Source organism: Stakelama saccharophila, assembly GCF_032229225.1.
GTDB lineage: Bacteria > Pseudomonadota > Alphaproteobacteria > Sphingomonadales > Sphingomonadaceae > Sphingomonas > Sphingomonas saccharophila.
The window spans coordinates 1,688,526-1,708,031 of sequence record NZ_CP135076.1; the positions used below are offsets into that span (position 1 = coordinate 1,688,526).

General features: G+C 65.0%; 18 protein-coding genes. 5 read left to right on the top strand and 13 right to left on the bottom strand.

The window, feature by feature from the left end; genetic code table 11:
- Window positions 1-5 precede the first annotated feature (5 nt).
- The 3 genes from RPR59_RS07835 to RPR59_RS07845 all read right to left on the bottom strand — a co-directional run bounded on the left by RPR59_RS07835 (window position 6) and on the right by RPR59_RS07845 (window position 2,612).
- On the bottom strand, window positions 6-1,013 hold the full coding sequence (locus RPR59_RS07835) for an aldo/keto reductase (RefSeq protein WP_313912791.1): 1,008 nt from the start codon (window positions 1,011-1,013) through the stop codon (window positions 6-8).
- A gap of 63 nt (window positions 1,014-1,076) precedes the next feature.
- Window positions 1,077-1,910 carry an amidohydrolase family protein gene (locus RPR59_RS07840; RefSeq protein WP_313912792.1) on the bottom strand — a complete coding sequence of 278 codons (834 nt, stop codon included), beginning with the start codon at window positions 1,908-1,910 and terminating at the stop codon, window positions 1,077-1,079.
- Window positions 1,911-1,913: 3 nt separating this feature from the next.
- Window positions 1,914-2,612, bottom strand: coding sequence for a GntR family transcriptional regulator (locus RPR59_RS07845; protein ID WP_313912794.1), 699 nt, complete (start codon window positions 2,610-2,612; stop codon window positions 1,914-1,916).
- Window positions 2,613-2,686: 74 nt separating this feature from the next.
- Between RPR59_RS07845 and RPR59_RS07850 the strand changes: the two genes are divergently transcribed.
- Both RPR59_RS07850 and RPR59_RS07855 read left to right on the top strand, forming a co-directional pair.
- A complete protein-coding gene (locus RPR59_RS07850; RefSeq protein WP_313912796.1) occupies window positions 2,687-3,832 on the top strand; it encodes a mandelate racemase/muconate lactonizing enzyme family protein in 1,146 nt (381 codons plus the stop codon).
- A gap of 69 nt (window positions 3,833-3,901) precedes the next feature.
- Window positions 3,902-5,194: an MFS transporter gene (locus RPR59_RS07855; protein WP_313912799.1), complete on the top strand. Its 1,293-nt coding sequence runs from the start codon at window positions 3,902-3,904 to the stop codon at window positions 5,192-5,194.
- Here RPR59_RS07855 and RPR59_RS07860 read toward each other — a convergent pair.
- From RPR59_RS07860 to RPR59_RS07895, 8 genes are all read right to left on the bottom strand, one after another.
- The gene (locus tag RPR59_RS07860; protein WP_313912801.1) at window positions 5,191-5,961 is read right to left on the bottom strand and encodes an enoyl-CoA hydratase/isomerase family protein; all 771 of its coding nucleotides are present in this window, start codon (window positions 5,959-5,961) and stop codon (window positions 5,191-5,193) included. The genes RPR59_RS07855 and RPR59_RS07860 overlap by 4 nt on opposite strands.
- A 151-nt stretch (window positions 5,962-6,112) precedes the next feature.
- Window positions 6,113-7,300 carry a CaiB/BaiF CoA transferase family protein gene (locus tag RPR59_RS07865; RefSeq protein ID WP_313912802.1) on the bottom strand — a complete coding sequence of 396 codons (1,188 nt, stop codon included), beginning with the start codon at window positions 7,298-7,300 and terminating at the stop codon, window positions 6,113-6,115.
- 20 nt (window positions 7,301-7,320) lie between these two features.
- Window positions 7,321-8,073 carry an SDR family NAD(P)-dependent oxidoreductase gene (locus RPR59_RS07870; RefSeq protein ID WP_313912804.1) on the bottom strand — a complete coding sequence of 251 codons (753 nt, stop codon included), beginning with the start codon at window positions 8,071-8,073 and terminating at the stop codon, window positions 7,321-7,323.
- Window positions 8,070-9,260: an aldose 1-epimerase family protein gene (locus RPR59_RS07875; protein WP_313912806.1), complete on the bottom strand. Its 1,191-nt coding sequence runs from the start codon at window positions 9,258-9,260 to the stop codon at window positions 8,070-8,072. Before RPR59_RS07875 ends, RPR59_RS07870 begins: the two co-directional genes overlap by 4 nt.
- A gap of 105 nt (window positions 9,261-9,365) precedes the next feature.
- Complete coding sequence (locus RPR59_RS07880) at window positions 9,366-10,184, bottom strand: adenylyl-sulfate kinase (protein WP_313912808.1); 819 nt, start codon at window positions 10,182-10,184, stop codon at window positions 9,366-9,368.
- Window positions 10,174-11,148, bottom strand: coding sequence for a 2-hydroxyacid dehydrogenase (locus RPR59_RS07885; protein ID WP_313912810.1), 975 nt, complete (start codon window positions 11,146-11,148; stop codon window positions 10,174-10,176). The genes RPR59_RS07880 and RPR59_RS07885 overlap by 11 nt, the downstream gene beginning before the upstream one ends.
- A 9-nt stretch (window positions 11,149-11,157) precedes the next feature.
- Window positions 11,158-12,807, bottom strand: a complete 1,650-nt coding sequence (locus RPR59_RS07890; RefSeq protein WP_313912812.1) for a rhamnogalacturonidase — start codon at window positions 12,805-12,807, stop codon at window positions 11,158-11,160.
- Window positions 12,804-14,831 (bottom strand): right-handed parallel beta-helix repeat-containing protein, encoded by a 2,028-nt coding sequence (locus tag RPR59_RS07895; RefSeq protein WP_313912814.1) that lies wholly within the window; start codon window positions 14,829-14,831, stop codon window positions 12,804-12,806. The genes RPR59_RS07890 and RPR59_RS07895 overlap by 4 nt, the downstream gene beginning before the upstream one ends.
- 386 nt (window positions 14,832-15,217) lie before the next feature.
- On the opposite strand from RPR59_RS07895, the gene RPR59_RS07900 reads away from it, so the two are divergent.
- The 3 genes from RPR59_RS07900 (at window position 15,218) to pncB (ending at window position 17,557) form a co-directional block, all read left to right on the top strand.
- Complete coding sequence (locus RPR59_RS07900) at window positions 15,218-15,622, top strand: response regulator (RefSeq protein WP_313912816.1); 405 nt, start codon at window positions 15,218-15,220, stop codon at window positions 15,620-15,622.
- A gap of 87 nt (window positions 15,623-15,709) precedes the next feature.
- Window positions 15,710-16,153, top strand: a complete 444-nt coding sequence (locus RPR59_RS07905; RefSeq protein ID WP_313912818.1) for a hypothetical protein — start codon at window positions 15,710-15,712, stop codon at window positions 16,151-16,153.
- 123 nt (window positions 16,154-16,276) lie between these two features.
- The gene (pncB, locus tag RPR59_RS07910) at window positions 16,277-17,557 is read left to right on the top strand and encodes a nicotinate phosphoribosyltransferase (protein WP_313912820.1); all 1,281 of its coding nucleotides are present in this window, start codon (window positions 16,277-16,279) and stop codon (window positions 17,555-17,557) included.
- 32 nt (window positions 17,558-17,589) lie between these two features.
- On the opposite strand, the gene RPR59_RS07915 is transcribed toward pncB, so the two are convergent.
- Both RPR59_RS07915 and RPR59_RS07920 read right to left on the bottom strand, forming a co-directional pair.
- Window positions 17,590-17,979, bottom strand: coding sequence for a hypothetical protein (locus RPR59_RS07915; RefSeq protein ID WP_313912822.1), 390 nt, complete (start codon window positions 17,977-17,979; stop codon window positions 17,590-17,592).
- Window positions 17,980-18,576: 597 nt separating this feature from the next.
- Window positions 18,577-19,281 carry a ZIP family metal transporter gene (locus RPR59_RS07920; RefSeq protein ID WP_313912824.1) on the bottom strand — a complete coding sequence of 235 codons (705 nt, stop codon included), beginning with the start codon at window positions 19,279-19,281 and terminating at the stop codon, window positions 18,577-18,579.
- Window positions 19,282-19,506: the final 225 nt, after the last annotated feature.

Sequence of the window (19,506 nt, forward strand, 5' to 3'; positions counted from 1 at the left end):
TCTTGTCAGTCGTGCGGGACCGGCGCATCGGCGCGGATCAGCCGCTTGTCCTTGAGGTCGGCCCATAGCGCGGGCGGAATGGCGACCGCCATCAGGTCGATCGCCGCCTGGACCTGGCGGGGTGAGTTCATGCCTGGAATAACGCTCACTACCTGCGGATGCGCGAGCGGGAATTGCAGCGCGGCGGCGATCATCGGCACGCCGTGCGCGTCGCACACATCCTCGATCGCGCCGACACGTTCGACGATCTTCGCCGGTGCGGGTTCGTAGTTGTAATGCCCGACCGCCCGCCCGCGCACGCCCTTGGCGAGGATGCCCGAATTATAGGGGCCGCCGAGCACGATCCTGACGTCGCGCGCCTCGCACAGCGGCAGAAAGGTAGAAAGCGAGTCCTGTTCGAGCAGCGTGTAGCGGCCGGCGAGCAGAACGACGTCGATATCGCCCTCGGCCATGACCTCTTCGCAAACCTGATACTCGTTGACGCCGAGGCCGATCGCACCGACCGCGCCGCCGTCGCGCAATTCGCGCATCGCCTTGTAGCCGCCGTTCATGAACTCGGCGAAGCGTGCGGGATGGTCGTCGCCATGTGCGAAGCGGCCGATATCGTGACAATAGAGAATGTCGATGCGGTCGCGCCGCAGCCGTTTCCGGCTCGCTTCGTACGAACGCATGATCGAGTCATAACTGTAGTCGAAGAAGCTTTCGACCGGTTCGGGCGAAACGAAGCCCTGACGGAGCTGTCCGAGGTCCTTGCCGGGGACCGGGTCGAGCCGTCGCCCGACCTTGGTCGAAACGATAGCCCGCTCGTCGGGGTCGAGTCCGGGCAGCGTCGCGCCGAGCCGCTTTTCGCTGAGGCCGAAGCCGTAATGCGGCGCGGTATCGAAATAGCGCAATCCCGCACTCCATGCGGCGCAGACCGTTTCCGCCGCGGCCTCATCCGTCATCGCGCGGTAGAGATTGCCGATCGACCCGGCGCCGAATCCTAGTTTGCCGAGGGCGGACCAATCGATCATGGCGCGAGCAATCTCCCGATCAGTAGTTTTGATATCTCAGATACCGATCCTCATACCTCAAGGTCAAGCATCGAGGCCGTAGAATTGCATTGCCGCGCCGGCGAACAGCCGCTGTTCCGCCGCTTCGTTCAGCGCACCGGCAAGCGCACGCGTATCGCGAACCCAGTCGCCATAGCTGTCGCCGGTGTGAAGCAGCACCGGCCAATCGCTGCCCCACATCGTGCGCTGGCCGAAGACCTTGAGGATGTGGGCGACATAGGGGCGCAGCGCGTCCGTCTGCTGTCCCGGCGCTTGTTCGGTGCGCAATCCCGACAGCTTGCACCAGATGTTGGGCAGCGCGGCGAGTGCGGTCATGTCGTCGCGCCACGGATCGAGTTCGCCGGTCGCCGCAAAAGGCTTGGCGCCGTGGTCGATGACGATCGGCAGGTCGGGCCAGGCGACGGCGAAGCGGCGCAGCGATTTCAGGTGGCGCGGCTGGACCAGCGCGTCGAAGCGCAGGCCATGCGCGATCATGGCGGCGATCGCGGGGACGATGTCGTCGCGCAGGATCCAGTTGCTGTCGTCGATCGCCTGCAGCATCGGGCGCAACCCGACCAGCTTGTCGCGTCCGGCGAGGTCGGCGATGCGCTCGGCGGCGTCGGCGCGTTCGAAATCGACCCAGCCGACGATGGCGCGGACGAGCGGGTCGTTGCCGACTGTCGCGCACATCCAGTCGGTGTCGCGGTCGTCGGGCTGCGACTGGACGAGCACGGTGCCGACAAGGTCGAGATCGCCCGCTTCGTCACGCAAGTCGTCGGGACCGAAATCGCGGTGGATGCGCGGCCATTCCGCATCGGGCCAGCTATGGCCGGGGCCGCCGATCTTCCAGAAATGCTGATGCGCGTCGACGATGCGCACCGGTCAGAACATGCCCAATATACGCTGTAGCGCCGCCTGGAAATGCGCCGCCAGTGCGGCCTCGGCGGCGTCGGGATCGCGCTTTTCGATCGCATGTAGAATGTTCATATGCTCGCGCAGCGTGCGCAGCGCGAGCGGCTGCGTGACCAGTCGTTCGAGGCGGATAAGCCGAACATAGTTTTTCAGCCGCCGCGCCGTGTTCTCGACCAGCGGGTTGCGCAGGCTGGCGAGCATCCCGCCATGGAGCCGTTCCTCGAGATCGTCGAGCTTGTCGATCGTCTCGGACCCGAAGGCGCCGCCCTCGATTTCGGCGATCAACGCTTCGTGCTCGGCGATCATGCCCGCGATTTCCTGCGCATCGCCCGATTCGGCATAGCTGCGCGCGGCCGAACGTTCGATGATCGTGCGGAACTGATAGGTCGAACGCGCGAGTTCCAGGTCGGGCTTGAGAAACTGGATCCCCGAGCGCGGATGAATGGTCAGCACGCCTTCGGCTTCGAGCACGCGCAGCGCGTCGCGGAGCGGCTGAACCGGAATCCCCAGCATCCCGACCAGCGCATTCTGCGAAACGAATGCGCCGGCGGGCACCGTGCGGTCGAACAGCCCTTCGAGGATCTTGCGATAGGCGATATCGCTCAACCGCTCATGCTCTGTGGAGACTGCGCGGGTCTTGGTCTGCTTCGAACTTGCCGCTTGCTTCATTTTCTTATCTGCCATATCTCAATGGTGTTCTGATATTTCAAATAGGGCAATCTGACCAGACTGTAGTGGGGAAAATGCGGATAGTCGACTTTCAAATCACGCGCTTTCAGTTCGGTCGTGACCGCACGATCGGCGACAGTCAGGTGCGTGCCGACGCCGTTCATGTCGCGGCGGTCGAACTTGTCGCGGACGACGGGACGCGAGGCCTGGGCTTCTTGCAGACGCTGTTCTATCCGCTGCCGGCGGAGAGCGAGATCGTCCGCGTCTTCGCCGAAGAGGTCTGGCCGAATATCGAAGGGCAGTCGCCGGCGACGCTGGCGCACCGCGTGGCGCGGCCGCGCGGCGGCAACAACCGTGTCCATTCGATCGGCTTTGGTGAGGCGCTGCAACAGGCGGTGTGGGATCTTTTCGCGAAGTCGGTCGCGATGCCCTTGTGGAAACTGCTCGGCGGCGGAGATCGCGACAGGGTCCGCGCCTATGCCAGCGGACTCGATTATCACCTGTCCGATCACGATTTCTCCGAACTGTTCGGCCGCGCCGCCGAACAAGGCTTTACCGCTTTCAAGATCAAGGTCGGGCATCCCGAGTTCGACCGCGACCTTCACCGGCTCGCCCTGCTCAAAAAGGCGGTTGGCGGCGACAAGCTGGTGATGATCGACGCGAACGAGGCATGGTCGCCGCGCCAGACGATCGCCAATCTGGAGGCGATGCGCAACGCCGGTCATCCGATCTACTGGATGGAAGACCCGATCCTGCGCCACGATTTCGAAGGGCTGCGCGTGCTTCGTGCGGGGATCGGGCCGACATTGCTCAATTCGGGCGAATATCTCGACGTGTCGGGCAAGCGCGCGCTGATCGAGGCGCAGGTCGCCGATATGATCAACGTCCATGGCCATGTCACCGACGTAATGCGGATCGGCTGGCTTGCCGCCGAGCACGGCGTGCCGATCACGCTCGGCAACAGCTTTCTGGAGATCGGCGTCAACATGGCGCTGGCGCTGCCCGAGGTCGACTGGCTGGAATACAGCTATCAGAATTTCGACCATCTGGTGGAAGAGACGCATGTCATTCGCGACGGCTTCATCCATGGCCGTGACGCACCGGGGCACGGTCTCGTGCTGAGCGAGGACGCGCGCACGCGCTGGCGCCGGCCCGATGTGCTTGCCGACGACGCGCTGGGCGATGCACCGCCGCAGGCGCGCTTGGCGGCGGCGCGCTGACCCGCCTTTCCCGGTGAACGCCGTCGGCGCGCCGGTGACAAGGCCGCGGCGGCAAGCGAGAGAGTTGTGATGGAAGAGGCAAATCCCACCGCCGGCCCCGGCCACCCGGATTGCGAGATCGGCGCGGGACCGTTCGTTGCCGGGCGCGAGAAATGGGTGCTGCTCGTGTCGATGGCGGTGGTATTCTTCCTGCTGCTGTCGCTCTATTGCGGCGTGCTGTCGGTGTTGCTGCCCAACCAGATCGAGCGGCTCAATCCCGACGGCAAGGCAGGCGACCTCGCGGTGGTGTTCGCCGTCACCTCGATATTCAGCACGCTGACGACACCGATCGCAGGCGCGCTTTCGGACCGGACGCGCACGCGGTTCGGCCGGCGTACGCCGTGGATCGTGCTGGGTTCGGTGCTCGGCGCGGCGTGCCTGATGCTGGTTTCGCAGATGACCGCGCTGTGGGCGATCACGTTGTTCTGGGTCGGTGCGACGATCACGCTCAATTCGATGCAGGCGGCGGTCACGACGATCGTCGCCGACCGCTTTCACGAGGATGAGCGCGGCGTCGCCTCGGGTTTCGTGGGCGCGGGCATGACGGCGGGCTGCACCGTCGGCATCATCGTCGCCGGGCTGATCGCGCCGGCGATCACGAGCGCCTATTTCCTGTTCGCCATCGCGGTCGCGGCGGCGTGCATCCTGTTCGTGATCCTCAACCCCGAACCGCGCTTCACCGGCGGCCCGGCCGAGCCGTTCCGGCTACGCGAATTCGCCAAGAGCTTCTGGGTGTCCCCGCGCAAGCACCCTGATTTCGCCTGGGCGTTCCTCGGCCGTTTCACCATCTACATGGGCTATCAGGCGATCGTCACCTATCTGCTTTACATCCTTCAGGATTATATCCACCTGTCGGTTGCCCTTTCGAACGACACGATCGCCAAACTGTCGACGATCACCTTCATCGCGCTGGTCTTCTCCGCCTTCGGCTCAGGCTTCCTTTCCGACAAATGGGGGCGCCGCAAACCGCTCGTGTTCGCCGCCAGCATCATCATGGGCGCGGCGATGATCGTCCCGCTGTTCCTCCCGACTGTGCAGGGGATGATCGGCTATGCGGTGCTGATCGGGCTGGGATACGGCGCGTTCATGTCGGTCGATATGGCGCTGATGACGCAGGTGCTGCCCAAGGCCGACGGCGGTGACACCGGCAAGGATCTGGGCCTGCTGACCACCGCGGTGAACATTCCGCAGATTCTGAGCCCGGTATGGGCGGCGTGGCTGCTCAACATGACCGGCGAGGATTACCGCGCGCTGTTCGTCTCGGCGATCGCGTTCGTGTTCGCCGGATCACTGTTCGTCTGGCCGATCCGCTCGGTGCGCTAGCGTCGCTTGAAGTCGGGCGCGCGCTTTTCGGCGAAGGCGGCGCGGCCTTCGCTCGCATCCTCGGTCGCGAAACAGATCGCCTGCAGGTCGCGCTCATATTCCATCGCCTTGTCGAGCGGCATCGACACCGCGGCGCGCAGATTGAGCTTGGCCGTTTCCGCCGCGATCGGCGCGCGCGAGGCGATCGTCTTGGCAAGCGCGCGGGCATGATCCATCAGCGCTTCGGGCGCGACCACATCGCTGACCAGCCCCCAGTTGCGCGCGGTCTCCGCATCGATCGGGTCGCCGGTCATGATCATCTTGGCGGCGTTCGACATGCCGATCGAATGGGCGAGCATCGCGGCCATGCCGCCGCCGCCGATCCAGCCCAGCTTGATTTCGGGCGCGGCGAACTTCGCATTGGTCGAACAGACGCGGATATCGCACGACAGCGCCGTCTCCAGTCCGCCGCCCAGCGCATAGCCGTTCACTGCGGCGATGCTGGGTTTCAGAAGCTTGTGGATCGCGTCGCAATAGTCGTCCCGGTTGCGGAAGTTCCAGGGCGTTTCATAGCTGTCCAGCTCGGAAATGTCGGAACCGGCGCAGAACGCCTTGGGGCCTGCGCCCGTCACGATCACGCAACGGATATCGGGATTGCGGTTGCATTCCCCGGTCGCCGCGACGATCGCCCTGGACATAGCCGGCGTTGCCGCATTCAGCTTTTCCGGGCGATCGAGTGTGATCGTCGCGACGCGGCCATTGACGGTGAAGAGCAGATTGTCGGTCATGGCTGGATTCCTGTTGGCTCGACGCTGCTGAAGGCGTAGGCGCGGCGGATATCGTTTCCGGCGGCAACAGGCGCCCGGCCGCGACCGCCTGCCGCCGCCCGCAGCGCCTGATATCCGCGCGGATGACCCCAGTTGAGCGCGCGGCGCCGCATCAGTGCTGGCGGACGGCGCCGCCGTCGATCATCCGCGCGATGGCCGCCTCGTCAAAGCCCGCTTCGACCAGGATCTCGCGGCTATGCTCGCCAACAAGCGGCGCCCCGCGCGTGACCGCGGACGGCGTGGCGGCGAAACGGATGGGAAAGCCCGGCGCTTTCACCCGGCCTTCCGTCGGATGATCATATTCGACGAATGTGCCGTTATGCGCGACCTGCGGGTCGGCGACCACATCATCATAGCCATAGACCGGTCCCGCCCAGATATCATGGGCGCGGAACAGTTCGAGCCATTCCCCGGTCGTCTTGTCGGTCAACCTTGCGCGCGTCCGCGCGAAAATCTCGTCGCGATGCGTCCAACTGTCGCGCTCATCGTCCATTGCGGCGAAGGCCGGCTCGTCGATCAACTCGCCCAGTGTCGCGAGATTGGCGAAGGCGAGCGCGAGATAGCCGTCCTTCGTCGCGAATACGCCGTAGGGCGCGCGGATATAGCAATGCGCGTGGGGCTCGGCCGAGCGGGTCTGCGGCTTGAGACCCTGGGTGAAGACCGACAATTCCTGCATCTGGATGGTGATGACGGCGTCGAGCATGTTGACCTCGACCAACTGCCCCTCGCCGGTGCGCTCGCGGTGGAGCAGCGCGGCCAATGCGCCCTCGAACGCCGAATAGGCGGTGACGGCATCGGCGAGATACTGGCCGGCCGGCTGCGGCGGGTCGCCGGCGCGGCCGGTCGAAAGCATCGCGCCCGACATCGCCTGCAACAACAGGTCCTGGCCGGGCAGCCTGGCGTACGGACCATCCTCGCCATAGCCCGACATGGAGATATAGATCAGCTTCGGGTTGATCGTCTTCAGCGTCGCATAATCGACGCCCAGCCGCTTGGCGACGCCGGGGCGGTAGTTCTGCAGGAAGACGTCGGCGGTCTTCACCAGTTCGAGCAGCACGGCCTTGCCGTCGTCGGACTTGAGATCGACCGCCAGCGAGCGCTTGTTGCGGTTGAGCGACAGGAACGAGCTGTTGATCTGCTTGCCCGTCGCGCCGCCGGCCGCGCGGTCGCGCTGCCATTCGCCGGTGACCGGCTCGACCTTCACCACATCCGCGCCGAGGTCGCCGAGGCGTTGCGCCGCGAACGGCCCCGCCATCGCGATCGAACAATCGAGCACGCGATAGCCGCTCAAGATACCCATGATGCCAATCCTGTCCTTCGTCAGTGCATGACCCAGCCGCCGTCGACATTCAGCGTCTGGCCGGTGATGAATCCTGCCTCGTCGGAAGCGAGAAAGGCGAGCGCGGCGGCGATGTCGCCGGCGTGCCCGCGCCGCTTGACCGCCTGATGGTCGAGCACGAAGCGCGTATAGCCTTCGGGATCGGGATGAATTTTCTCGGCATCGGTGGGGAAGGCGCCCGGCGAGACGGCGTTGACGGTGATGCCGTATTTGCCGAATTCACGCGCCCAGGTCCGCGCCAGCCCGATCAGCGCGCCCTTCGATGCGACATAGGGCGACAGCTTTTCCCACCCGCCATAGAAGGTGACGCTGGCGATATTGATGATCCGTCCCCAGCGCCGCCGGCGCATGCCGGGCAGCGCCACCTGCACCGCAACGATGCCGGCATCGACGTTGACGCGCTGCACCGCCTGATGCTCGGCGATCGTGTACTCCTCGAAGGGCTTGGATGGATAGATGGCGGCGTTGTTGATGACGACGTCGAAGCCGCCGACCCTTTTCAACGTGCCCTCGAGATCGGCGCGGAAGCCGTCGAGATCCGAAAGGTCGCATTCCAGTACGATCAGCCGCTCCTGCTGATCGGCCGGCACCGCGTCCCTGAGGGCGGCGATCTTGTCGGGATTGTTGTCCACGGCGACGACGTTCGCACCGCGTTCGATGAAGCCGACCGTGGTATCGAGGCCCAGCCCGCCCGCCGCGCCGGTGTAGAGGATGGTGTGCCCGGCAATGCTCATGCCCCCGCCTCCCGTCCGCCGATCGGCGGGAAATTGCCCGAGGGCTCGGGAAAGTCCGCCTCCGGCTGTTGCGCGAGGCCGGTGATCCGGGCTTCGGCGGCGGCGATGGCATCGGTACTGTCGAGGATCGAGAACACCGTGTCGTAGCGGCGTTCCTCACCATGTTCGAGCCAGATGAGTTCGCCGCGATCCTTGGCGAATGGCTTGCCGAGGACGTGGTTGGTCGATGGTTCAATGCCGAGCGCATATTGGCCGGCTTGCAGGTTCTGCCATTCGAACTGACAGGGGAACTGGTTCTTGCGCGTTTCTACCTGAACACCGAAGCCAAGGGCGTCGTTGACCAGCGCCACCGGCACTGCGCCATTGCCGTCCGCCGCTATGTCATGCTGCCAGACCTGTTCGTGAAAATCGCGCTGCGGGGCGGGAAGGGTGCGATAGCCGACCCCCTGCTTGCGATAGGCGTCGCCGGCATGGGCGGCCCAGACCACGTCCTTCACCGGGGCGAGATAGCGCGATCCCTCCGCCACCACCGGATGGCCGACATTGATGTGATAGACCAGCATATGCGGCGTGCGATAGAAGCCGTGATTGACGACGCGGTCGTGGAGATGGATTTCGTCGCTGCCAACTTCAGCTTCAATGCGGCGGATCAGATGCAGGTCCTCGCCGAAAACCGTCGATTGCTGCACCACGCCCTCGCACCACAGGAAACAGCGGTCGCCGTCCCAGCGCTCGCCATAGCCGGTCAGCCGCGCCGGGATCGTGCCGATGCGTCCATGGAGCGAGGACGATATCTTCTCACGCGGGCCATAGACATAATGGCCGGCATCGTCGTCATCCATGAACAGCGTGTGGTCGAGCCCGCAGGTGACGATCAGGCCGGAAAAGGAGCGCAGCCAGGCCAGTCCGCCTTCGCCCTCATATTCGTGGAGGAAGGCGTTGCGGAAGCCGGCGGGCGAGTGCCAGCCCACCGCGCGGCCCTTGTGCTCGCAATCTGCGATGTCGAGCGCGCGATCGACCAGCACGGTGAAACGCAGGCCGGTGCCGGTACGGAATTCGAGCATGCGGATGCCGCGTTCCAGCCCGTCGCCGAGCGTCATCAGCCGCACCCCGGCATATTGCGACAGCATGCCGCTCGTCTCCGCCACCTCGCGGCGGGTCATTGCGCGGCCGAACAACTGGACCATCGACGGGCTCCTCTGCCGTTTTGCCGGCGTCCTGCACTGGGTGCGGGCCGACATTTCGTGCGGATGCCTGTCTAGTGAAAACGATCAACTATCGCAATAGATATATCAGTTTATCGCGCGGACGCGACGCTGCTCGTCGAGCCGCAACACCAGATCGGCACGGTCGGGCATTTCGATCAGGATATGGCGGGTCAGGCGCTCATAGTGCGCGATGAAACGGTCGATGGCGGATCTGTCCATCAAGGCGCGGCCGTGCGGCCGATCGCGGCGCAGCGCCTCCTCCTGTTCCAGCCGCCAGCGGCGCACGACCGCAAAGGAAGGCGCGGCGAGCAGCACCAGCCGGTCGATCCGCGCGAACAGTCGTTGATAGGGCCGGGCAAGCGCGTCGTTGGCATAGCGGCGCCAAATGCCGTCCGGGTCCTCATCCGCTTCCAGCATATTGATGGGACTGGCCAGTGCTTCCGCCGGCTGGGGTTGCGCGCCGACGCACCAGCCCTCGAAGATCAGCACGTCGAGCGGCAATTCGAGGATCGGCCGTTCATCGGCGCGCGCGCGATCGTCGCTGCTCTTGTCGAAGCGGGGGAGGCGCGTCGGGGCGCCGGCGTCGAGCGCCGCGAATATCGCTTCGCCGAGCGCGATGTCGTGCGTGCCGGGCACGCCGCGCGTGGCGAACAGCGGATGGACATTGCGCGCGCGTTGCCGGCGTTGGGTGTGGGTCAGGTAAAGGTCGTCGAGCGACAGCGTCGCGACGTTCGTGCCGCTTTCGCGCAATCGCCGTTCCAGCGTCGCGGCGATGGTCGATTTGCCCGATCCTTGCGCGCCGCACAGGCCGAGCACGATCGGTCGTCGCGCAATATCTCGCAGCGCCGCGTCGATCTGCGCGACGATGGCGTCGATCGCGCGGCGGTCGGGTTCAGGCGACACGATCGGGCAGGGCGCGGCCGGCGAAAAAGGCGTGCAGGTTGTCGGCGGCGCGCATCCCCATCGCGGTGCGGCTCTCGATCGTGGCGCTGCCGAGATGCGGAAGCAGCACCGCGCGCTCCTGCGCGGCGAGCAGCGGATGCACCCGCGGCTCGTCCTCGTACACGTCGAGCCCGGCGCCGGCGATGCGGCCTTCCGCCAGCGCCGCGGCAAGCGCCTGCTCGTCCACCACCGGCCCGCGCGCGGTGTTCACCAGGATCGCGTGGCGCGGCATGCGCGCGATGAGCGCGGCGTCGATCAGGTGATGCGTTGCTGCTCCGCCCGGCGTATGGAGCGACAGGATGTCGGCCTCGGCCGCCAGCGCTTCGAGGTCGTCGGCGCACCGGGCGTCCAGTGCGTCCTCGATCTTGGCCGGCGCGCGGCTGCGGCTGTAATAGCGGATGGTCATGCCGAAGCCGTCGCGCGCGCGCTTTGCCGTTGCCTGCGCGATACGACCGAAACCGACCAGGCCCAGCGTCTTGCCCTCGATACTGCGTCCAATCATGTGAGTTGGCCGCCAGCCGGTCCAGTCGCCGCGACGCAATTCGCGCTCGCCTTCACCCGCTCGCCGCGCCGCCATCAGCATCAGCGTGATCGCGAGTTCCGCGGTGGCGTCGGTCAGCACATCGGGCGTGTTGGTCACCGCGATCCCGGCGGCGCGGGCGGCATCGAGGTCGATATGCTCGAACCCCGCGCCGTAATTGGCGAGGATTTTGACGCATGCGCCCCTGGTGGTGAGAATGTCGGTGTCGATCCGGTCGGTGATCGTCGGCAGAATCGCGTCGTAGCGCGTCATCGCATCGGCGAGTGCGGCGCGGTCGAGCGGCGTATCGCCGGGGTTCAGCGTGGTCTCGTACCGTTCGGCGAGATGCGCTTCGACCGGTTCGGGCAGGCGGCGGGTGACGAGCAGCTTTGGCATGGCAGTCATATGTACGCGTCAGCCCATCCGTTGCACGGCGCCGACCGCGACATTGCTGCTGCCGCGCGTCGTGACCGCGTCCTGCCGCGCCCGGGACGAGACGAGCCCGTCGACGATCGCACCCTGCACATCGTCGAGCAGCACGGCCGGTCTTGCGTCCGGCCTGGCGAGCGTCACGTCGAAGTCGCGCAGGGTGAGGCGCTCGGCATGGCGGGCGTAGAAGCCGCTGGCGGGCAGGGTGCCGAGAAAGCTGACTTCAAGGCTTGCGGTCGGCCGTTCCTCGGGTACGCGCGCGGCGTCTGCATCCGTGCCGCCGCCTTCGCCCGACACGCGGATGCCGGAAAAGGTCACGTCCTCGATACGGTGGCCGGGCAGGCCGGACACGCCGCAGGCATAGGGTGTCTTCGCGCCGGTGACGGTGACATTGGCGAAGGTGACGTGGCGGATCGTGCCGATGCCGGTTCCCTGCGGCGCGCGGCTGCGCCCCGACAGGTGGACGAACAGCGGATGATTGACCGGATCGCGCATGACGATGTCCGACACCATCACATTTTCCATCAGCCCGCCATCGACGATACCGATCAGGATGCCGCGGCTGTGCTCGCAGGTGCAGTCGGAAATCAGGATGTTGCGAAAACCGCCATTGGTTTCGGTGCCCATCTTGATCCGGCCGAGCGGGCCGAGCTTGTCGGGCGCGTCATATTCGGACGGCCGATAGGTGCCGTCGAGGACGCTGCCCATGGCATAGCCGCTGGTCTTGCAGCCGAGTACGGAAATGTCCTCGCACATCACCTTGCGGCCGAGCGCATAGCTGCTCTTGAGCACGATCGCGTCGTCCTTGGGCGAATTGACCGTGCAATGCGTCACCCGTACGTCGCGGCAGCAATCGATATCGATACCGTCGCGATCGGTGTCGATCGTCAGATTGTCGATCGTCATGTGGGTGACGCCGTGCGCGATCACGCAGAAATGGCCGCCCTTGAGCACCGTGAAGTCGCGCAGCAGGACGTTGCGGCAGTTGATGAGGCCGATCGTCTTGTTGCCGCGCCCGATGACCTCATGCTCCTTGGGATTGCGCAGCGCCGCCTGTTTCGGCGTGATGCCCAGCGCCTTGGCCGAAATCCAGCCCTTGTCGCCATGCCAGCGCGATCCGACCGGCTCGGCGCGGTCGAGGCCGACGCCGTGGATCAGCCCCTGGCCGACGATCGCGACATTCTCCACGCCGTCGCCGTAGAACAGGCTGTTATGGACATGGGTGATGCCGAAATCCTGGAACCGCTCCTCCATATAGTTTTCGGGCGGGTCGTAGCTGCCCGAATGGCGATCGGGATCGGCCGCCTCGATCACCGATCCTGCCGACAGGATGATGGTGACATTGCTCTTGAGCCGGATCGAGAAGCACAGATAGCGGCCCGGCGGGACGACGACGGTGCCGCCGCCGGCGCGCGTCGCCGCTTCGATCGCCTGGTTGATCGCGCCGCTGTCGATCGCCGTTCCGTCGCCTTTCGCGCCGAAGCGTCGGATGTCGATCCAGCCGCCCGCTCCCCGCGGCGCACCGGTGGTCGCACGGGCGAGAGCGGGCGCGCCCAGCAGCGCGCCGCCAAGCCCCATCGTGACCGTGCGGCGGCTCGCGAACATGCCGGTCGGCAGGGTGGTTTCGGCTGTCATTCAGTCGCTCCGTCAAGAGGATAGTCGGGCAGATTGGCGGATTCCTCGACGCCCGCATTGGCCATCACCCTTTGCGCGGCCGCGGGCCAGTTCCCGTCCGTGACGAGGTGGTCGTCGAGGATCAGATTGTTCTGATAGGTCGTCCACATCCCGCCGGTCTCGGTCGTGTCGTGCCAATTGCCGACCGCCTTGTTGTCGGGCGAGATACGCTGCGGAAAGAAGGATTTGACCGTGTTGACGTTGAGCCACAGCCGCGCGCCCTTCACGACATTGTCGCGCACCGTGATGTAGCGCGAGCCTTCGTCGAGATAGAGCGCGATATGATCGGGAATGTCGTAGACGTAATTCTCGGCGATGACCGTGTCGGGACTGGCCGACAGATTGTAGATCGCGCCGCCGTCCTCATAATGCGTCTTGATCGCGTGGAGGCGGTTATAGGCGACCATCACGTCGCGATGCGTGGTCGGTTCGGTATACACCAGATTGGCGGGATAATCGTAATAGCCACGCTCGCGAATGCGATAGGCGGGGTTGCCGCCGGGATCGTTCATCCCCCAGCCCCAGCCGATATCGATGCCGTCATAGGGCGCGTCTGAAATGTCGTTGTGAAGGATGAGCGCGCGGTCGACATAGGTCGACAGGATCGCGCTGTTGTCCATGTAATCCTGGCTGACCTTGTGGATGCGGTTGTTCTGGATCAGCACCTGTCGGTTGGCCTGGCCACGTTCGGACGGGTGATGCGCGTCGCGCCGCACCCCGCCGGCGAGGATCGCGCCCGCCGCGAGGTCGGTGAAGACATTGCCGCTCACTTCGATTGCATGCGCGCCGAGGCCGACGCCGCTGGCATTGGCGTCGGCATTGTTGCCGATGCCGAGCGCGACCTGGCCGAGATGGGCGAAGATATTGCGCGCGAAGGTGATCCGCTCGGCCGCCGAAACCTGCACCGCCGCAGGGATCTGCGACCATTCGTTGCGCCGCGTCTCGAAACCGGGACAGCCCCAACTGCACGTCTCCAGCGCATCGCCGGGCCGCGCATCGAGCGGGCCGGCGAGAAAGGCGCCGCTCTGCTGATTGGCATAGCCCTGGTCGGTCGAGGGCCCCATCCAGCTCGTATAGGAAAAGCGCAAGCCCTCGAAACGGAGGTCGCGCACCGGCTTTTCATAACTGCCGCTGATCGAGATCAGGTGGTCGAGCCGGGGCAGCATCACCTTGGCGCTGGCCATGTCGGTGCCGGCGGCGGGACGATAGTAGAGTTTGCCCTGATCGGGATCGAGGAACCACTCGTTCGGCGCATCGAGAAAGGCGAGGCTGTTGCGCAAGTAGAGCCTGGCATATTCGGGACCATAGGGCTTGGCGAGCGTGTCATAGCCCCAGTTGTTGTTGCCCCATGCCGGCTGCTGCATGACCAGCGTCCTGCGCTCGACGCGGGCGACGGGTGAAAAGCGGTCGGTGAAATAGCCGGTGCCTTCGACCTCGATCCGGTCCTGCTGCGGCAGGCTTGCGAGATCGGGCAGGCGGTCGTCATTGATGATGATGCCTGTTTCAGAAAAGCGAACCGCGCTACGCGGCAACTCGGTCCGGGCCATTTCGGCTAGATGGTCGTTCACCCAGAGCTGGCGACTGTCGATCCCCCTGGGAATATCGGCCTCCCAGATGCCCTTGCCGGCGCGGCTCGGGCGCCAGTCGGTTACGGCGATGCCACCCGACAAAACCGGGTGAGCGCCGTTGGCGGCGCGCCAGATGACGAGATGCCCGTTGCCGCCATCGTCCTGGCGAAAAACGAGCGGGGCGCTCAGCGAATAGGTGCCGTCGGCAAGGATAACGGTCACATCGCGGTCGGCATTGCGTGCGCGAACCAGCTTCTGCGCCTGTGCGAGCGTCCGCACCGGATGATCGGCGGTGCCGGTCGCGGCGTCGTCGCCGTTGGGCGCGACATGGATTTCGATCGACGCGGACTGCGCGTGCGCGACCGCTATGGTGCAGAGAAACGCCTTTGCGAGCAGCAGATGGCGAATGGACTTCATTTTGGCATCCTCCCACGCGTGATATAGCAAGGCGCTTTGTAGATATGTCAATGGCAGAACGAAAACGTCCCGTCCGCGTAACCGACACCGATCAGGAGGGCGCGGCAGAGAGCCCGGCCGGTTTGCCGGTGCCAGGTCGCCTATAGCCGGTTCCGATCGCCGCTATGCGGACGGGAGATCGAAGCGCGGCATTGTTTTTCCGGCCCGACCCACTTTCAGACGAATGACGGTCGGCGAGATCCTCGCGTCCATCGGCGCTGCGGATGCGACAGGTTCTTCTTGCGGCCGCGGCGTTTGAACTACGGTCGGGTGCCGTTCGTTAGATCATGAACCTGCCGCTGATTCAGGAGAGGTGACCGCTGCGACCTTCTTTCGCGGTGGAGCCGATGAGGGAGCAATGCGTGACTAGCACGGACACACTCGAAGGAAAGCGTGTCCTCGTCGTCGAGGACGAATATTTTGTTGCCGATGATTTACGGCGCGGCCTCGTTGGCGCGGGCGTGGTGATTGTCGGTCCCGTCGCCGATATCGACCAGGCACTTAAAGCCGCTGAACGCGAAGATGTCGACGCGGCATTGCTGGACATCAACCTGGGCGGCGAGATGTCGTTTCCGGTTGCCGACCGGCTGAGCGCCCGGCGCATCCCGTTCGTGCTGACCACGGGATATGACGACTGGACGATCCCCGAGCGATTCCGTCACGCCCGGCGGCTCGGGAAGCCGTTCAGCGTTCGCATCGCGCTGGACTGTCTGCGTCAGACCCTGACCTCCCGCCAGCCGGAGAACGCGTGATGCGGAACGTCGGCGCCGTCACCGATACGGCGAACAGCGGCACTGCCGGCCTGTCGCGCCGCGCACCTGCAATTGCGAAAGCGCCGCTTGGCGGTTCGCCGGCCGATCAGCGTCGGTGCTGTCGTGCGTAATATCGCCGACAACATTGTCCTGAGCGTTCGCGATAACTCGTCGGCGTTCGGCTATTCGATCACTATCACCGGCAGCTATGGGATGCTTGAAAAGCTGGAGGGCGCCCCGGCGGTAAGCGAGATCTTTGCCGCGCTGGTGGCCGCGGCCCTCGCCTTTTCGTGTCTTGAGTTGCTCGTTCTCGCGCTGGTGCGGGAAGTGCGTAAACCGGAGAGCCAGTCGCGCGTGCTGATTTCGCGCATGATGAATTTCGTCTCCGTCGGCGGCGGGGTCGCCATGGCGGCACTCTGCGGCAGAGAACTCGACGGGCTCGCGGCCTGGTCGCTCGGCGCCTTTCTTGCGACGATCGTGTTTGTCTGCCTGGAAGCAGTGGCGCTGGAAATCGCTCGACACGTCGAATGATCCTTCGAGGCGCACCCGGCACAACCCGGCATTGATCGACCGACGGTAAACTCGGGAGGATGCCGCGAATAAAATATATCAGGAAAAGCAACTCAGGATGGCAATCCCGATCGAAGGTACAGCATGACCGTGACCGACATCGCCGCGCGCAGCTATGCCCATGGCTGGCGGCTCGATCCGATCGTGCGCAGCCTGCTCGATACCGATTTCTACAAGCTGCTGATGTTGCAGATGATCTGGCGGCTGCATCCCGATGTGCAGGCGACCTTCACCACCATCAACCGCACCAGGTCGGTGCGGATTGCCGAAGAGATCGACGAGCCCGACCTTCGCGCGCAGCTCGATCATGCGCGGACGGTTCGCCTGACCAAGAAAGAACGCATCTGGCTGGCCGGAAACACCTTCTACGGCGTGAAGCAGATGTTCGCGCCGGACTTTCTGGACTGGCTCGCCGATTTCCAGCTCCCCGAATATGCGCTTTCGCGAGAGGACGGCCAGTTCGTCCTGCGTTTCGCCGGACCCTGGACGCACACCAGCATGTGGGAGATCCCGGCGCTCGCCATCATCAACGAATTGCGCACGCGCGCCGCGCTGAAAGGGCGCGGCCGGTTCGAACTCGACATCCTCTATGCCCGCGCCAAGGCGCGGCTGTGGGGAAAGGTGGAGCAGCTCCAGACGCTGCCCGATCTGCGCATCTCGGATTTCGGCACCCGCCGCCGGCACAGTTTCCTGTGGCAGCGCTGGTGCGTCGAGGCACTGAAGGAGGGGCTTGGCGATCGGTTCATCGGCACGTCGAACGTGCTGCTGGCGATGGACAGCGACCTGGAGGCGATCGGCACCAACGGCCATGAATTGCCCATGGTGCTGGCCGCGAAGGCCGAAAGCGACGCCGAACTGCGCGCCGCCCCCTATCGCGTGCTGGAGGAATGGAGCGGCCTTTACGGTGGCAACCTGCTCATCGTCCTGCCGGACGCGTTCGGCACCGAGGCCTTCCTCGCCGACGCACCCGACCGGGTGGCCGACTGGACGGGTTTTCGCCCAGACAGCGCGCCGCCGATCGAGGGCGGCGAGCGGCTGATCGCGTGGTGGCGTGAAAGGGGCCGGGATCCGTCGGACAAGCTGCTCATCTTTTCCGACGGCATGGACGCCGACACGATCGCGCAGACCTATCGCCATTTCGCCGGGCGCGTGCGGATGAGCTTTGGCTGGGGAACGAACCTCACCAATGATTTCCGCGACTGTGACCCACGCGGCGAAGCGGGGCTCGTGCCGCCTTCGCTGGTCTGCAAGGTGACGAGCGCCGACGGCCGCCCGGCGGTCAAGCTGTCCGACAACCCCGCCAAGGCCACCGGCGATCGCGATGAAATCGCCCGCTACCTGCGCGTGTTCGGCGATGCCGGATAGCGTGCCGCGGACGACGTGCCGACCGCCGATGGTCAGGATATCTGCTGCGTGCGGCAAGCCGGACAGAGGCCAGCCACCTCGATCGCGATCTTGTCGATGGCGAAACCGGTCTCGCACCGCGCGCTCCACGGCGGCATGTTGATCGCGCCGCCTTGTTCGAGAATTTTCTTGCGGTCGACCTTTGCGGAAATCCTGGGCGTCTGGTCGGCCGAGAGATCGAACGGTGTTGCCGTGACGATAATGTTGTGAATGTCGGCGGGCGACGGGCGCTCCTGTGCCGAGGCGATCACGGAGACGAGCGCGGCGGTCGCCGCGCCGATGAACAGTACGTATCGCATTATAAACTCCAATGCTCCCTGAAAGGCCCTGTGCAGACGGACCTCAGCCGGTCGGCGCGCCGCGTTCACGGCTCGGCGCTTCATGATGATCGTTTCAGAGGCGGTGGAGGGGAGGCGGGGCGCGGTTCAACCACGCATGCGAGCGCGGCCCGGCGATCGAGGAAAGGACCGCTGGCCGGATAGCGACATAGGCGCTCGCCTCGAAATGCACGAAAACGACGGGTGGCGGGGCGAGATAATGTCCGGATAGCGCAATGTCGCTGCAAATCGGGCATGTCGCGGGCGATTTGTCCGGGTCCCCGTCCGCTGGATGATGTGTATGCGACGATGGGCGGGGGGGCGGCCGGCGATTTGCCGGGGCTCTGGTCCGCGACAAACCGGTGACCCGTGCCCGACGTGCCGGATGCCGTCGCAGCCACGGGATCAAGACTGAAATGCAGATGGGTCCGGCTGACAAAGCTCTGCCAACCGAACGCGGCCAATGTGAGCAGCAAGGCAGCGAAGAGCCACCTGTTGGGCTGGCCGACCCGGAAGCGAAACTTACCGACCACCCGATGTCGACCCGATCCCAATAATGCAATGTCGAGGGGCGCGAACCATATCCTTCGGGCCACGTCATGCGGCCGGGACAGTATATGGTATCTCATCACATTCTGTGAATCGGCGAGACCGCCGGAACGATCAATGCCAGAAGGCCAAACGAACGAACGCGACCGCGACGATCGCGGTGGCCACGAGCATTGTCGCCGCCGGTGTTCGCGCACGCGCTTCGGGCAACAGATCAGAGGTGGCAATGAACAGGAAGATGCCGGCGAACAGCGCTACCATCACCGCAAGCGCGGACCGGGACGGCGCCAGCAGCCCGGCGCACACCGCGCCCAGTACGGGCGCGGCGGCGTTCGCGACGAGCCAGCGGCGTGCGAGCGATGGTGAACCATTTCTGGCGGTCACCAGCGATACGGTGTTGATGCCGTGCGCCAGGCCGTGCGCGACCGCAGCGCCTGCCATGAGCAGGCCTGTCTTGAGCGAAAAGGAAAAGCCGACGCCGGCCATCAGGCCGTCGACAAAGGCGTGGAGGAAAAAGCTCGTCGGACCCAGATGCCGCGCCAGCCTGCCTTTCATCGTTGCCGCCGAAGCCCGGTCGGCGACCAGATAGGCCGCATAGCCCAGCGCCGCCACGACGAAGATGGTGCCGTCCGGCCAGATTCCTTCGGCCAGTTCGATCGCCTCGGGCAACAGGGCCATCAGCGCGATCGCGAAAATCGCGCCGGAAGACAGCGAAAGCAGCAGCGAACGACGCCGTGTCATCACCGATGCGATGCCGCCGCCCAGCAGAATTGCCAGGCCCGACAGCATTCCGAAGCCCGGCGGAAGCAGAAAGTTCATCGATGATGGTCGCTTGAACGGGTTACGACGCGGTCGCCTTGCCGCGCAACTCGTCCGCGAGCGCGTCGGCATGATAGACCTTGTGCGGTGCCCCGCTGATCGCCGTGCCTGTGAATCGAAGCATCCCGCTTTTCCGCGTGCAATTTATGATATATTGTTACATAGCGAGCGAAGGCATTGATCGTCAACCGACCAGGCGAAGGCAGGAACCCGATAGGCCGAACC